14 protein-coding genes and 1 pseudogene are annotated in these 13889 nt (G+C 69.2%); 1 reads left to right on the forward strand and 14 read right to left on the reverse strand.

Annotated elements, in window-relative coordinates; all coding sequences use genetic code 11:
• Positions 1–50 precede the first annotated feature (50 nt).
• The 13 genes and pseudogenes from ACIBB8_RS15650 to ACIBB8_RS15710 all read right to left on the reverse strand — a co-directional run bounded on the left by ACIBB8_RS15650 (position 51) and on the right by ACIBB8_RS15710 (position 11895).
• Positions 51–1823: an IucA/IucC family protein gene (locus tag ACIBB8_RS15650; RefSeq protein ID WP_398952312.1), complete on the reverse strand. Its 1773-nt coding sequence runs from the start codon at positions 1821–1823 to the stop codon at positions 51–53.
• Positions 1820–2407 carry a GNAT family N-acetyltransferase gene (locus ACIBB8_RS15655; protein WP_398952314.1) on the reverse strand — a complete coding sequence of 196 codons (588 nt, stop codon included), beginning with the start codon at positions 2405–2407 and terminating at the stop codon, positions 1820–1822. The genes ACIBB8_RS15650 and ACIBB8_RS15655 overlap by 4 nt, the downstream gene beginning before the upstream one ends.
• The gene (locus ACIBB8_RS15660; RefSeq protein WP_398952316.1) at positions 2404–3681 is read right to left on the reverse strand and encodes a lysine N(6)-hydroxylase/L-ornithine N(5)-oxygenase family protein; all 1278 of its coding nucleotides are present in this window, start codon (positions 3679–3681) and stop codon (positions 2404–2406) included. The genes ACIBB8_RS15655 and ACIBB8_RS15660 overlap by 4 nt, the downstream gene beginning before the upstream one ends.
• On the reverse strand, positions 3665–5113 hold the full coding sequence (locus ACIBB8_RS15665; protein WP_398952318.1) for a pyridoxal phosphate-dependent decarboxylase family protein: 1449 nt from the start codon (positions 5111–5113) through the stop codon (positions 3665–3667). The genes ACIBB8_RS15660 and ACIBB8_RS15665 overlap by 17 nt, the downstream gene beginning before the upstream one ends.
• 151 nt (positions 5114–5264) lie before the next feature.
• Positions 5265–6116 (reverse strand): siderophore-interacting protein, encoded by an 852-nt coding sequence (locus ACIBB8_RS15670; RefSeq protein WP_398952320.1) that lies wholly within the window; start codon positions 6114–6116, stop codon positions 5265–5267.
• 98 nt (positions 6117–6214) lie between these two features.
• The gene (locus tag ACIBB8_RS15675) at positions 6215–7249 is read right to left on the reverse strand and encodes an ABC transporter substrate-binding protein (RefSeq protein ID WP_398952322.1); all 1035 of its coding nucleotides are present in this window, start codon (positions 7247–7249) and stop codon (positions 6215–6217) included.
• A 473-nt stretch (positions 7250–7722) separates the two neighbouring features.
• Complete coding sequence (locus ACIBB8_RS15680) at positions 7723–8277, reverse strand: hypothetical protein (RefSeq protein WP_398952324.1); 555 nt, start codon at positions 8275–8277, stop codon at positions 7723–7725.
• 52 nt (positions 8278–8329) lie between these two features.
• Positions 8330–8722 (reverse strand): annotated as a pseudogene (locus ACIBB8_RS15685) (transposase); the annotation flags it as partial.
• A 210-nt stretch (positions 8723–8932) separates the two neighbouring features.
• Entirely contained in the window at positions 8933–9799 is an 867-nt protein-coding gene (locus tag ACIBB8_RS15690; RefSeq protein ID WP_398952326.1) for a GNAT family N-acetyltransferase, read from the reverse strand.
• An 88-nt stretch (positions 9800–9887) separates the two neighbouring features.
• Positions 9888–10052 carry a hypothetical protein gene (locus ACIBB8_RS15695; RefSeq protein ID WP_179182600.1) on the reverse strand — a complete coding sequence of 55 codons (165 nt, stop codon included), beginning with the start codon at positions 10050–10052 and terminating at the stop codon, positions 9888–9890.
• The gene (locus ACIBB8_RS15700; RefSeq protein ID WP_398952328.1) at positions 10049–11173 is read right to left on the reverse strand and encodes a radical SAM protein; all 1125 of its coding nucleotides are present in this window, start codon (positions 11171–11173) and stop codon (positions 10049–10051) included. Before ACIBB8_RS15700 ends, ACIBB8_RS15695 begins: the two co-directional genes overlap by 4 nt.
• Before the next feature lie 216 nt (positions 11174–11389).
• Positions 11390–11695, reverse strand: coding sequence for a hypothetical protein (locus tag ACIBB8_RS15705; RefSeq protein ID WP_398952330.1), 306 nt, complete (start codon positions 11693–11695; stop codon positions 11390–11392).
• Positions 11695–11895, reverse strand: a complete 201-nt coding sequence (locus tag ACIBB8_RS15710) for a hypothetical protein (protein WP_398952332.1) — start codon at positions 11893–11895, stop codon at positions 11695–11697. Before ACIBB8_RS15710 ends, ACIBB8_RS15705 begins: the two co-directional genes overlap by 1 nt.
• A gap of 123 nt (positions 11896–12018) precedes the next feature.
• Here ACIBB8_RS15710 and ACIBB8_RS15715 point away from each other — a divergent pair, with 123 nt between their 5' ends.
• Positions 12019–13365, forward strand: a complete 1347-nt coding sequence (locus ACIBB8_RS15715) for a hypothetical protein (protein ID WP_398952334.1) — start codon at positions 12019–12021, stop codon at positions 13363–13365.
• Here the strand turns inward: ACIBB8_RS15715 and ACIBB8_RS15720 are convergent.
• Positions 13343–13876 carry an NUDIX hydrolase gene (locus ACIBB8_RS15720; RefSeq protein WP_398952336.1) on the reverse strand — a complete coding sequence of 178 codons (534 nt, stop codon included), beginning with the start codon at positions 13874–13876 and terminating at the stop codon, positions 13343–13345. The two genes, ACIBB8_RS15715 and ACIBB8_RS15720, sit on opposite strands and share 23 nt — an antisense overlap.
• Positions 13877–13889 lie beyond the last annotated feature (13 nt).

Consider the following 13889-nt stretch of genomic DNA (forward strand, 5'->3'; position numbering starts at 1 on the left):
GCCGCCAGGCCCGCCCCTGCGGGCGGACGACGCTCCTTTCGAAACACGCCCTAGAACCCCGCGATCGGGTTCCTGAGTGTGCCGACGAGCTGCAGTGCTCCCGACGGGTCCGTCAGGTCGACCATCTGCTTGTTGTTGCGCAGCTGGAGCCGGTTCAGGCAGGACAGTGCGAATTCCTCCGTGAACATGTCGTACCGCTTGAACTTGTCCGCGAGCTGCGGCACCGACTCCTGGTAGCCGGACACGCAGGCGGCGACCGTCCGCCAGAACGTCTCCTCGTCGAGGATCCCTTCGGTGGCGAGTCCGGCGCCCAGGAAGCGGAGGAAGCAGTCGAAGACGTCGGTGAGGACCGACAGCAGCTTCATGTCGTCCGGGACCTCGGCGCGGATCCGCTCGACCTGGGGCGGCAGCACCGCGTCCGGGTCCATGACGGCGATCTCCTCGGCGATGTCCTTGAAGACCGTGCGGGTGACGACGCCGTTCTCGACGACCAGGATGACGTTCTCGCCGTGCGGCATGTACACGAGGTCGTACGCGTAGAAGCTGTGCAGCACCGGCACCAGGTAGGCGTCCAGGTAGCGGCGCAGCCAGTCGGCGGGGGCCAGTCCCGACTCGGCGATCAGCGCGCCCGCGACGGAGTTGCCCTCGTGGTCGGTGTGGACGAGCGATGCCATGGTCGCGACCCGTTCGCCCGGCGCCAGGCCGGGTACCGGACTTTCCCGCCAGAGCGCGGCGAGCATTTTCAGGTACGGCGAGCCCTTGGCGGTGGCCGCCTCGTACGTCCGGTGGTGGTAGCCGATGGCCGCCCGCTCCCGGATGATCGAGAACCGGGCCGCGCGCAGCACCTCGTCGCGCTCGATGAGCCCGGACAGCCAGTCGTTGATCGCGGGCGTCGCCTCCATGTACGCGGCGGAGAGCCCGCGCATGAAGCCCATGTTCAGGACGGACAGTGACGTCTTGACGTAGTGCTTCTCCGGGTTGGCGGTGTTGAAGAAGGTGCGGATGGACTGCTGGGCGAGGTAGCTGTCGTCGCTCTCGCCGAGGCAGACCAGACGGTGCTGGGCGAGTTCTCCCGCGAAGGTGACGGCCAGTTTGTTCCACCACTGCCAGGGGTGGGCGGGGATGAGCAGGTAGTCGTCGGGGTCGAGCCCGAGGCCGGTCAGCGTGCCGGCGAACCGCTGCCGGGTCTGCCCGCTCAGTTCGGCGCTGATCAGCGTCTCGTAGTCGAGCCCGGCGCCCGCCGTGAACGTGGCGCGATCGCGGCGGGCGGCGAGCCAGACCAGCCGGACCGCGCTCGCCGCTTCGGGGGCGTACGCGCGGTACTCGTCGATGCCGAAGCCGAGGCGCCCGTTGTTGGCGACGAAGCAGGGGTGGCCCTCGGTCATGCCCGTCTCGATCGCCTGGAATCCGGCGGCGACGAGCGCGGCGGAGGTCACCGGTTCCTTGGTGAGTTTGTAGGCCGTTCCGGCCAGCGTGGAGGAGATCTCCTCCAGGTAGACCGGCAGGATCTCCGCCGAAAGCCCCAGCGTCTCGCGTAGTTCGACGAAGAATTCCAGTGCGTCCAGGGGCAGTTCGGTGCCGTGCCGGTGGCGGGTGACGGAGGCGGCGTCGACCTGCCAGTGGTCGAGCGCGAAGCGCCGGGCGGCGAAGCGGTACTCGGTCGCCGTGTCGTCGCCGCGTACCGCGTAGAGTCCGGCGCCGAGTGGTTCGGGGGTCAGCAGCCGCTCGTGGCTGAACTCGGCGAGGGCTTTGCGGATGAGCTGCCGGTTGGCGGTGGCCCAGCGCTCGGGGGTGAGGTGCGCGACGGCGGTGGTGGTGGTCATCGGGCGTCTCCTTCGCGCGCGGCGTGGAACTGTTCTCGGGTGCAGGCGCTGAGCAGGGCGGTCTTCTCCGGCTTGGCGATCTCGCGGAGGACCTCGAAGCCCACGGCCTTGTTGAGCGCGTGCACGGCCGTGTTGCGGACGTCCGGTTCGACGACGACCCTGCGTACCGACGGATCGGCGAACAGCGTCTCCAGCACCGTGGTGATCACCGCGTGCGTGAAGCCGTGCAGTGGGGTGTCCGTCGGGGCGACGAGGAAGTGCATCCCGATGTCGCCGGGTTCGGCCTCGTAGAGCCCCTTGAGTTCGACCTCGGCGGGGTCGTACCGCTCCATCAGGAAGGCGGGCTCCCCGTTGTGCAGTCCTATGAACGCGTCGTGGTGCGGGTGGGCGGCGATCGCCCTGTACTCCCGCTCGACGTCCTGCAGCCGGGCGTCGCCCATCAGCCAGAAGGACGCCTTGGGGTGGGTGACCCAGCTGTGCACCAGCTCGGCGTCGGACATGGAGCCACCCCCGCTCGAACCGGGGTGAGGGCTCGGGGAAGGGTCGAGGGCGCGGACGGTGAAGGTACCGAGGGCGGTGTTCATACGGCGAACTCCTGGAAGGCGATGGACTTCTCGACCGGGTAGTACTCACGGCCGAGCAGCTCGCCGATGATGTACGCGTTGCGGTAGGCACCCATGCCCAGGTCGGGCGAGGTGATCGAGTGGGTGTGCGTGCCCGCGTTCTGCAGGAAGACGCCGCGCCCGGTGGTGTCGATGGAGTAGTTGCGGGCCACGTCGAAGCGGCCGCGGCTGTCGTGGCGCAGCCGGCCGGCGATCGGCTCCAGGAAGGCCGGCGGGGTGTAGCGGTAGCCGGTGGCGAGGATCAGCCCCTCGGTGGTGAGGCTGTACTCCTTGTCCTGCTCCTCCTGGTGCAGGCCGAGCGTGTACGTGCCGCTGCTCTCCTCGTAGCGCGCACTGTGCAGCGCGGAGTTGGTGAGGAGCCGGGTGGGGACCGGCCCGGTCAGGTTCTTCCGGTAGAGCAGGTCGAAGATCGCGTCGATCTGTTCGCCGTCGATGCCCTTGAAGAGCCCCTTCTGGCCGGACTCCAGCCGATAGCGGGTCTGTTCGGGCAGGGCATGGAAGTAGTCGATGTACTCCGGGGAGGTCATCTCCAGCGTCAGCTTGGTGTACTCCAGCGGGAAGAACCGCGGTGAGCGCGTCACCCAGTTCAGCCGGTAGCCGTGCGCGTCGATCTCGGAGAGCAGGTCGTAGTAGATCTCCGCCGCGCTCTGCCCGCTGCCCACGAGGGTGATGGACTCCTTGGCCTGGAGGGCCGCCTTTCGCTCCAGGTAGCGGGAGTTGTGCAGGAGGTCGCCGCCCAGCTCCCGGCACGCCTCCGGGATGTACGGGGGAGTTCCCGTGCCCAGTACCAGGTGCCGGGCGCGGAAGACGCTTCCGGCAAGGGTGCGGGCGGTGTAGAGAGCGGTTCTCTCGTCGTACCTGACCGACTCGACGGTCTCGTTGAAGCGGACACTGCTCAGCCGGCCTGCGGCCCACCGGCAGTAGTCGTTGTACTCGGTCCGCAGCGGGTAGAAGTTCTCCCGGATGTAGAAGGAGTACAGCCGCCCGCGTTCCTTCAGGTAGCTGAGGAAGGAGTACGGCGAGGTGGGGTCGGCCATCGTCACCAGGTCCGACATGAACGGTGTCTGGAGGTGGGCGCCTTCGAGGAACATTCCGGCATGCCACTCGAAGTCCGGCTTGGACTCCAGGAACACACCGCTGAGTTCGTCGATGGGTTCGGTCAGGCAGGCGAGGCCGAGATTGAACGGGCCGAGGCCGATCCCGATGAAGTCGTGGGGGTCAGGAAGCGCGGTCAAGGGAGTCTCCCAGGTACTGCTCGGCGTGGCCGGCGATCAGGTCGAGGACCGCGGCGATGTCCTGTGCGGTCGTTTCGGGGTTGAGCAGAGTGAATTTGAGGTACTGGCGGCCGCCGACCTTCGTCCCGGCGACGACGGCCTCGCCGGAGGCGAAGAGCGCCTTGCGGGCGTAGAGGTTGGCGCGGTCGATTTCGGCGGGTGAGGTGACGGAGTCCGGGACGCAGCGGAACACCAGCGTGGAGAGCTGCGGCTCGACGACGACGTCGAAACGCGGGTCCGTGGTGAGCAGCTGCCAGCCTTCGGCGGCCAGGTCGCAGACCTCGTCGAAGAGCTCGCCGATGCCGTCCGCACCCATGACGCGCAGGGTCATCCACAGTTTGAGGGCGTCGAACCTGCGGGTGGTCTGCAGGGACTTGTCGACCTGGTTGGGGATGTGCTCGGCGGCCATGCGCTGCGGGTTGAGGTACTCCGCGTGGTACGTGGCGTGGCGCAGCGTGGCCCGGTCGCGTACCAGGACGGCCGAGGAACTCACCGGCTGGAAGAAGGACTTGTGGTAGTCCACGGTCACGGAGTCGGCGCGCTCGATGCCGTCGAGGAGGTGGCGGCGCTCGCCGGAGGCGAGCAGTCCGCAGCCGTACGCGGCGTCGACGTGCATCCAGGTGGAGAACTCCCGCACCAGCGCGGCGATTTCGGGCAGCGGGTCGATCGAGCCGAAGTCCGTGGTGCCCGCGGTGGCGACGACCGCCATCGGGACGGCGCCCTCGGCGGCGCACTGCTCCAGCGCGCGGGCGAGGGCCACGGTCTGCATGCGTTTGTTCCGGTCGACGGGGACGGAGACGACGGAGTCCGGTCCGAGACCGAGGAGTTTCGCCGACTTCTGGACGCTGAAATGGCTGCACTCGGAGGTGAAGATCCGCAGCTGGTCGAACTGCCCGGGGCGGGACTTGGCCTCTTCGCGGGCGAGCAGCAGGGCCTGCAGGTTGGACTGCGTGCCGCCGCTGGTGAAGATGCCGTCGGCGGCCGGGCCGAGGCCGATCCGGGCCGCGGTCCAGTTGATCAGCCGGCGCTCGATCAGGGTGCCGCCCGCGCTCTGGTCCCAGGTGTCCAGGGAGGAGTTGACGGCCGACAGGACGGCCTCGCCGAGGACTGCGGGGATGACCACCGGGCAGTTGAGGTGGCCCAGGTACCGGGGGTGGTGGAAGTAGACGGCGTCCCGGAGATAGACGCGGTCGAGCTCGTCGAGGGCGGCGGACGCATCACCCAACGGCCGGTCCAGGTCGATCGCGTCGACGACCGGGGAGAGCGCGTCGACGGAGATCCCGGTGAACGGCCGGCCGGCGGCGGCGAGTTTGGCTGCGACCCGTTCGATCCCTGCGGTCACGGAGCGACGGTAGTGCTCCGCAGTCGAGTCATTGAGCAGGTGCGAACGCATGAAGGGTCCTCCCGGATGCGGGGAAACTTCATCGGCGCCCTCAGGGCAGAGGAACGGGGGGCGAGGGCTCGATGTCGAAGTAAGGTTAGCCTAACCTAACTTCACGTCGAGTTGTTCCCTCGCCCCCCACGGGACGCCGAAGTTGTCCGGATCACGCGTGCTCGGTGACCGCTTCTGCGCGCAGCTGCTCCTCACTCATCCCGCGACGCCAGTAGCCGACGAACGTCACCCGCCTGCGGTCGAACCCGCGCTCCTGGACCAGATGGCGGCGCAGCGCCCGTACGGTCGACGACTCGCCTGCGATCCAGACGTACGGGGTCCCCTCGGGCAGCTCGGCGGCGCGTACGGCGTCCACGGCGGACGGCGCGTCCTCGTCCCGGACGAGCCAGCTGATCCGGGCGCGGGCTGCGGTGCCCAATGCCTGGCGGTCCTTGGTGTGCTGGACCTCGAGCCAGACGCGGGCCCGCATGCCGGCGGGCAGCCACTCCAGGGCTGCCGATGCGGCGGGAAGCGCCGTCTCATCGGCCCAGATCAGCACCCAGTCGGTGCCCTCCGGGGGCCGGAAGCGCACGGCCGTGTTGTCCTCGACGGCTGGGCCGAGCGCCTTGAGGAGATCGCCGGGCGCGGCGGTGGCGGCCCAGCGGCAGGCGGGTCCGCCGTCCTCGTGCAGCGCGAAGTCGATATCGATTTCGGTCGATCCGTCGGGGTTGCGGCGCTGTGCGCGGACGGTGTACGAGCGCATGACGGCCCGTATGTCCTCGGGCAGGGCGCGCCAGGTGGCGAACCAGTTGCCGTCCTTGTCGACCGGAACGACTGGTTCCGTCTGGCCGGGGTGCGGCAGGAACAACGACAGGCTCTGATCGCGGCCTCCGGCGGCGAAGCCGTCGAGCCCCGGACCGCCGAAGGTGATCCGGAGCATGGAGGGCCCCAGTCGCCTGGTCCGGGTGACCGTCAGGCCGAAGAACCGGAAGGGGGCGACGGGGGGTGCGGCAGCGGTCGTCATACGAGGGCTCCTTCCAGGAACCGGGAAGCGAGGGAAAACGGCCCGGCCCGGCCGGGGCAACCCTGGCCGGGCCGGAGTCGGGGGTGCCTGACGCTCGGTCAGCTGACCTTCTTGGCGCCCTCGATGGCCTTCGCGAGGTCCTCGAGGATCGGCGCGCACTTGCCGTAGGAGTAGATCGGCTCGGTGGTCCGCGGGATGACCTGACCCGCCATGACGGCGGGCAGTCGCGCCCAGGTCGGCTTGGACGTCAGGGCGTCGGGCTGCAGGGCCGAGGAGCGGTTGTCCATCATGATGATGTCGGCGTCGTACTTGTCGACGTTCTCCCAGCTCAGCTCCTCGAAGAAGCCCGCGGCGTTGACCTTCGGCTCGACGAACTTCACACCCAGCTCCTGGAAGTACAGGGTGTCCGCGGACATCTTGGCGAGCGAGACGTAGAAGAGGTCCTGGCTGGCCGAGCCGATCATGACCTTGACGTTCGGCTTGGACTTGGCGGCGGCGCGCAGCCGGGCCGCGGCCTTCTCGAAGCGGGCCTTGGCGTCGGTCACCGCGGCGGCCCTGACGTCGGCGCCGAGGGAGGCGGCGAGATCCTCGTGGCGCTGGATCGCCTTGGGGATGGTGGTGTGGGCGGCCCACAGGGCGACGCTCGGGGCCAGCTTCAGGATCTTGTCCTTGGACTGGTCCGGCACGTACCAGAGGGCGTCCTTCTCCCACATGGCGGTCACGAGCAGATCCGGGCCGAGCGCCGCGTACTTCTCGACGTTGAACTCGCCCCAGACGTTGCCGAGGATCTCGACCTTGCTGATGTCGAGGTCGCCGGCCTGCACATCGGCCTTGCCGTCCTTGGTCTTCGTCGGGCCGAAGACGCCCTTGACCTCGATGCCGTAGTCGTGGAGGGCGGCGGCGACACCGGTGAAGGCGACGATGTTCTTCGGGACCTTTGCGGCCTTCACGGTCTGGCCGCGGTCGTCCTTGAACGTCCACGGGCCGGACTTCCCGGCGCTCGAACCCGAGCCGGAGCCGGAGCCCTTCGAGTCGTTGCCGCCGCACGCTGTGAGTGCGGCGCCGAGGCCGACGGCGCCGCCGGCGGCCAGCAGGCCGCGACGGGAGAGGGAGGTGGTCCGGACCTTGGGCATGGGTGTGTCTGCTTTCGTACGCGCCGGTGGGCGCCCGCTGACGAGTTCGAAGGTAGGTTAGCCTAACCTCACTAACTGTCCAGTGGGCGGCCTGCCCGGCCGGCCACCGGCGGCCCGGCTACCAGACGAGCACCCTGCCGCCGACGTCCTCCGCCCGCCGGGCCGCGGCGGTGATTTTGGCGAGCCGCTCGGTCACATAGCGGTCTTGAAAACCGTCGTGGCGCGAGTCACCGTGGGTTCAAATCCCACACCCCCCGCAGCAGGTCAGAGAACACGCCGACCAGAAGGGGTGTCCCTACCAGGAGCACCCCTTCGTCATGCGGCCCTGTCTCACCCTGACCCTCCCCTATACCCCTTTGGATCACGGTGTGTGGACCAGGCGTGGACCAAGCAAGCGGTCTGTGGCAAGGCGGTCAGGCAGGAGAAAGACCTCGTGATCCACGCGGCGACGAGCAATAGTCAATACCTGTGGATCACGGCTGTCCGTTGAGGCCGAGCTTCCTCTTGCCGTAGGGGGAGAAGATCGATCCCCAGCCGGTCCAGCCGGCGTGGACCTGGGCGATCTGGGAGGGCAGCGGCATGACCGGGAGCAGGTCTCTGCCCTTGGCCCAGTTGGTGAGCAAGCCCTCGGTGGTGTCCACGGCGGAGACGACCATGGTGACTTTCCCGTTGCCGTCGACCCAGGTCTCCCACAACGCCCACCCTTCGGGGCGTGCTTCCACGCCCAGCCGGGCACAGGCATGCGGGTAGGTCTCGTCGGTGCCGACGGGCATGGCCTCGGGGCGGATGACGGCCACGGCGGCGAGAGGAACATGTGGGCGCTCTGCCTCCTCCTCCAGGCATCCGTCCAGGGGAAAGTGGTAGTGGAGCAGGGCCCGTCCCAGGGCGTTGACACTACGTTGGAGCGGCCCCTCACCTTCGGTGTCGTCGGCGTACCACCGCTCGCCGGCGGCCGCGGAGGCAACTGCTTTGGCGAGCCGTTCGATCTCCCGCAAATAGTCGAGTTCGGAGAGCTCTGGCCTGGTCATGGGGGCAGTGTCGCACCGCTGAGCCGGACCTGGGCACCTGTTTTTCGTGTGGTCACGCGGCCTGCTCCTGGCGCTCGACCAGGATGCCGTTCTCGAAGCGGGCGCCGGAGCGAACCTGGGCGACGAGGTGGGCGCCGGTGATCGCGCGCCATCGGTCCTGGGCGGACTCGACGAGCTTGAACACCATCGCCAGGGCGGCGGCCGGGCTGCCGGCACCGCGGGTGACCTTGGTGCGGAGCTTGACGGTGGAGAAGGTGGACTCGATCGGGTTGGTGGTCCGCAGGTGGATCCAGTGCTCGGCGGGGAAGTTGTAGAACGCCAGCAGTTCGTCCCGGTCGTCGGTGATCTTCGCGGCGGCCTTGGGCCACTTGGTGCCGTAGGTCCTCACGAATGCTTCGATGGCCTTCTCGGCGTGGGCGCGGTCCTCGGCGTTGTAGATCTCCTGGCAAAGCCTGCCCGAGTTGCCGGGCCAGCGTACGGCCCCCTGAACATGCCCGACCCCAACCCGAACAGGACACCGGCCAAAGCCGCTCCGGCCGGCCGCGTGGCAAAGCGCGCCTGCATGGGCGAACGGTCAGAACGTGGGCAACAGTTGACGAGAGAGGCCGCAGAGATGCTGAGTCGGTCGCGCCCTCGCTGTGGGCAGGGTCCGGGGTTAAACGTGCATGGTGTGGGTGAAGCCGAGGGAGGTGAGTCCTTCGGCCTGACACAGGTAGTCGGAGGGGCCGCCGACCTCGGTCTGGAGGAGTTGGTAGGCGGCGCCGTGGGATTGACCCCAGTGCATTGCGGCCCGCCATAGGACGCGTCCCAGGCCCTGGCCTCGGGCCTCGGGGAGGACGGCGAAGTACTGGGGCATGAGCTGGGCGCGTCCGATCGCGTCCGCGCGTACCTCCATGGGACCGATCGCGCCCACGATGCGGCCCTCGACGGCGGCGGCGAGGACCGGGCCGCACCAGCCGGCCTGCATCTGCGTGTGGAGGAAGGCCAAGCCATCGCCCGCCATGGCCTCGGCGAACGGGGCGAAGGTCCCCTGCACGGCGGTCGGCCAGTCGGTGACGGGGCGGACCGGACCGTCCGGGGCGGGGCAGGGGGCGGCGGTGAAGTCTTTCAGTTGGATGCGGGTTCCGCGCGGGTGCGCGGTCCCGGGGGCGAGGGGGCGTACGACCCGGGCGCCCGCCACGTCGTGTGCGGCGGCGAGCTTGGCGGCCAGCTCGGCGGCTTCATCCACGACGCTGCCACGGAGCCCGTAGGCGAAGACCTTGACGGTGCCGCGTCCGCGCCGGGTCAGGGTGGGGATGAGGGTGCGCTCGCGCTGGTGGACCACGTCCTCGCGGAGGACGCTTTCGTCCTTCTCGCCGCCCCAGCGCCGGTTCTTGTCATAGGGCAGGAAGTCCCTGGTGTCCGCCGCTCGCAGGGTGTCCTCGAAGACGCCGACGGTCAGGGCGTCGGGGTGGACGGGACCGAGAGTCGGCACGATCGGCGCGGTCAGTACGGGCCGGAGCCAGTCCCAGCGGAAGAACATGAGCGGCACCCTAACGGCGAGCTGGTCAGGGCTCAGGCCCCGACGCGAGCACGCCGGGGCCTGAACGGAGTTGACCGGATCGTGTCGGTCAGTGGGGGTTGTCGTCACCGGCGTCGCAGGAGCACTCCGCGCTCTCCACGATCACGTCGAGGTCCTGGACGGCGGTGATCGACGCGGTCGCGACGGGCGGGGCGGCGCGGCGGGCCGAGGCCGGCGGGCCGGGGAGGATGGCCACCGGTACGGGCGGGGTCATGAGGCGTTCTCCTTGTCTCCGTGCTGGCAGTAGCTGTGCAGCGGCGCCTTGGCCTCCTGGTAGTGCTTGGCCAGGGGGCGGCAGACCCGGCAGGTGCCGGACAGGGCGCAGCCCTCGCACCCTCCGGTGCGAAGCATGAGGCGGTCGGCGATGGCGCCGAGCCGGGTGAGGCCGTCGATGCCTTCGGCCATGAGGTCGATCTGGTCGTCCCGGCCGACCTTGCAGATGGAGACCTTGGCGTGAGGGTCGGCGTGGAAGAAGGTGTGTCCCGCGTTGCAGCCGGCGAACGGCTTGCGCTGCCGCAGGTGGGCGGCGGACTGGGCGAGCAGCGGCTCTCCGCCGCCGTAGATCGTGGGCGTCATGTTCGTGTACGCGTGGTTCTCGACGTTCCACTCGTCGGCGAGGGCGGCCATCTCGTCGGCCTCGGAGGCGTTGTCCTCGGTCACCACGACGTTGATGCGCAGCGGCAGGCCCGCCTCGCGCGCGGCGTCCATGCCGCGCCGGAACGCCTTCCACGCCCCGCGGCGCTGGGTGAGCGTGTCGAAGGACTCCTCGCTCGCCCCGTACATGCTGACCACCAGCCGGTAGGGCGGGCAGTCCCGGAAGAGCTTCAGAAGGTCCGGCCGCCAGAGCAGCGAGCCGTTCGTGGAGATCGTGAGCATCATCCCGGCCAGCCAGGCGTACCGGTAGGCACCCTGGAAGTGGGGATCCATGGTGGGCTCACCGCCGGTGATCTGGAGCCAGAGGACGCCGGCCTCGCGCATGATGTCGAGCAGTAGCACCTTGTCGTCCCAGCCGAGGCCGGAGAAGGGCCGCTCGCCGAGGTAGCAGTGCTTGCAGCCGAAGTTGCAGCCGAGGTTGATCTCCCAGGACGCCCGGCAGTAGCTGTACGGGGACGGCTCGCGTACCAGCACGGTGCCCTGCGCGGTCTGGCCGTCCAGGTCCAGGCCCCACACGTCGGAGGCGGTCTGCACCGCCCAGGTGGGAAGCGACGCACCGTCGGTGGCGGCCTGGCGCAGGCCCTCGTAGTGGTCGGCGGAGATTCGGGCGCCGGCTCGTGCTCCCGGCTTGAGAAGAAGGTGTCGGTCGAGGAACGGGGAGGCGATCAGAGCGTGGGCCATCGGTGGCCCTCCTTCCGGATCACGAAGCGGGACAGCACACGGGACTCCTGGCGGCCAGCGCGGCAGTGGATCTCGCCCAGCCCGTTACAGGTGCCGCAGGTCTTGCCGGACGAGTTGGCGCCGCTGCCACCGCAGTCTCCGCACTGTTCGTTGCGAGGCGAGCGAGGGCGCCGGGGCTTGTGCGGGCTCGCGATCAGCTGGTGCACGAGACCTCTTTCAGGGCGTCTTCCCAGGTGTGCTGCTTGGCGTGGTCGGCGAACAGACAGCAGCCCTCACGTCGGGCCCCGGGGCGGCGACCGGGCAGTCCGGCAGCACGACGAGTTCCGTCTCGTCCGTCCCGTGCCAGCGGAGCCACAGTGCGGTCCCGTACGTGTCGGCGTCGGTGAGGAGACCGAAGTGCTCACCCTCGTCGTGCGCGGACAGCTGGCACTGCACCGCCCTGTCGATGTACGGGGCGGCCGACTTCTCCCGTGCTTCCCGTGCCAGGTCGAGGGGCACCCGGCGCCAGTGCGCGCACCGCATCACGACACCATCCGGAAGGACGCGACGGCGTTCCGTTCCTGCGTCGCGCACCGGGGGCAGATGCACGGCGGGTAGCGGCCCGGGTTCTCTGGGACCACCGGGTCCTCGCCCACGCGTACCTCTGTGCGAGGCCCCCACGTCTGGCCGGAGTCACGGGAGACCCGCAACGTCATCCGTACGTCGTCCTGTCCGTTCGCCATGGCCAGGAGCATCGCGATCCGCGGGCCCGGCCAGAAAGGCCAAGCGGATTACCCAACTTGGGTAACATCACCCTCGGTTGACCAAGTGCAGCGATCCGTAGTCCTCATGCCGGAGCGTGCCCGATGCCCGAGCCATCTCGCTCGAAGGAACTCCCGGTCAGCCTGCTCACGGATCCAGTGATGATCGAGGCATGCCAGGCCAAAGACTTCGGCCGCATCTTCCAGCTGGTCAAGGCACGAGCAGGCATCTATCCGTCGATGATCGCGCGCCGCTGCGACCTGACCCCAAGCCGCGTGGGCGAGGTGATCGCCGGACGGCGGCAGTTGCTGTACATGGACGTGATCGAACGGATCTCGGACGGGCTGCGCATCCCTGGCCACATGCTCGGCCTTGCCCGACGCTCCTGGGAGACGCCGCCCAGCCTGACCGTCACGTCCCGCGAACCGGCCGAGGTGCCCTCCTCAGCCGTCGAGCCGCTGGCCGCCGGACTACCGGGGGCGGACGTCGACGGCATCCTCGCCCTGGCGGCCGAGCGGGATCTCAGCGCGTCGACGCTGGACGCGCTGCATTCCTCGATCGCGGACTACTGGCGCCGGGACGACGAGCACGGCGGCGAGACCTTACGGCCGGCGGTCGTCGGCCAGCTCCGCTACGTCGTCGATCTCCTCAAGGAACAGCGTCCGGCTTCTCTGCGGGATGGCCTGCACAGCATCGCGGCCGAGCTGGCCCGGCTCACCGGATGGACCTACTTCGACGCCCGCCAGTACAACCAGGCACGCGCCTACTTCACCGAATCGCTCGGACTGGCCAAGGCCATCGACGACCGCCAGTTCATGGCCAACGTCCTCGCTTGCATGAGCCTCCAGGCCACCTACCAGGACAAGCCCGGGGACGCCCTCGCCCTCGTCACGGCCGCTCAGGACCAGGCCCGAGCGGCCGCGAGGACGACACCGCGCGTGCTGGCCATGCTCGCGATGCGCGAAGCCTTTGCCCACGCCACCCTCGGCAACCACGGCGCCACCCACACCGCGATCTCAGAAGCCCACACCCAGTTCGGACGGATCGGCACCGGGGATCCGGACCCGGCCTGGGTCGCCTACTTCGACGAACCGAAGCTCATCGTGGACACCGGCATCGCACACGGCCGCCTGGGCGAAGCCGCCCTCGCCGAACCCCTCATCGCGGACGCCCTCCGCCGAGAACACCAGACGAACCACCGAGGCCGCGCCTTCCACGCCTTCTGGCTCGCCCGCACCCAGCTCCAACGCGGCAAACTTGACGAGGCATGCCACACGGCCATGGATGCCCTAGCCCCGGCAGCGGCCGTCAGCTCGCAACGAGTCGCCGGCCACCTGCGGGAGTTCTACGAGCAGCTGGAGCCTTTCCGCCGGGAGCCGGCCGCGGTGGCATTCGAGGCCCGGCTCCGGGAGGTACTGCCCCGCCAGGTCAGCGGATCGCCTCGTCCATGAGCAGGTAGAGCAGCCCGACGAGGGAGCCGCTGCTGATGATCTCGCGGCGGTCGATCATGGCCCGTACGTCGGCCAGCGGGATCCACTCGATCCGGTCCGACTCGTTCTTCTCGGTCGGCGGGCCCTCGTACGTTGCCCCGTCGGCCCGGAAGATGTGGTGCTGGGAGTCGGTGATGCCGTTCGCCGGCTCGGCGTAGATCAGCGGCTTGATCGGGCCGGGGCGCCAGCCGGTCTCCTCCAGCACCTCACGGGCAGCCGCATCGGCCGGCGTCTCGCCCTCCTCGACCAGACCCATGGGCAGCTCCCACGCCCAGGCGTCCGTGATGAAGCGATGCCGCCACATCATCAGCACCTCGCGCCGCTCGTTGACCACGGCGGCCACGGCCAGGTGTCGGAGCTTGACGACGTGGTGCTCCCAGCGGTTCCCGTCCGGCGTCTCGACGTCGGTGAGCCACAGGTTCACCCAGCTGTTCTCGTAGATCGGACGTTCCCCGTGGATCTTCCACTGCATCGCTGCGGCCCCT

Origin of the sequence: Streptomyces sp. NPDC051286, assembly GCF_044455345.1 — a bacterium.
Taxonomy (GTDB): Bacteria; Actinomycetota; Actinomycetes; order Streptomycetales; family Streptomycetaceae; genus Streptomyces.